At 27.3% G+C, this 600-nt stretch carries 1 protein-coding gene; it reads right to left on the bottom strand.

Going from position 1 to position 600, the window contains the following annotated elements; translation table 11 throughout:
* Window positions 1-31: 31 nt before the first annotated feature.
* Window positions 32-600 (bottom strand): hypothetical protein (locus tag Dpoa2040_RS04730; RefSeq protein ID WP_168640479.1); only part of this gene is annotated, 569 nt, incomplete at its 5' end.

Raw genomic sequence — 600 nt, 5'->3', positions numbered from 1 at the left:
TTGGCTCTATTCCATTCAGGAGTTTGTGTTGTTAATTTTCTAAATTATTAGGGAGGTTTAGAGCATTTAAAAGATGGTAAGTAGAATCTTCAATAATTGGTGAGGAAAATAATAAACTATTTTCGTATCCAAACATATCGATAGATATTTCCCTAAATAAAGTCGTTAAGTCAAAAAGTAAATTCGATATATTATTTGGGGTTATATTTATATCATAATATAAAGAATTCCTGTCAACATTAGCCTCCCTGTGTGCGATTAGCTTGTTTCTTATTTCTTTAATTCCTTTGACTAATTTTTTGTGTTTTTTTAATCGATTGTCTATTTTTTCAATAATTTGATACTGATTGTTTTTTTCTAATATTTCCTTAAAGTGTCTAATCGAATAAATTTTCGGTTTTTTATCTGATGTGTTCTCGAAAAAACAGGCTATCTCAATAAACATCAATTTATACATACCACTAATTGTTGTTATGAAAAAATGTTTATATAGATTATTCTGAGTGGTTTCTTGCAATGCGTGATAATTTATTTTCCCTTCAACACTAATAGATAAAGCTTTATACACTTGAAAGAAAGCTTTAGCTGAAGTTAAGTTGT

This window comes from Dickeya sp. CFBP 2040 (genome assembly GCF_012273755.1).
In the GTDB taxonomy this organism is placed as follows: domain Bacteria; phylum Pseudomonadota; class Gammaproteobacteria; order Enterobacterales; family Enterobacteriaceae; genus Dickeya; species Dickeya poaceiphila.
Note: the sequence above shows the minus strand (reverse complement) of the source record. Positions and strands in the feature narration are given on the sequence as shown.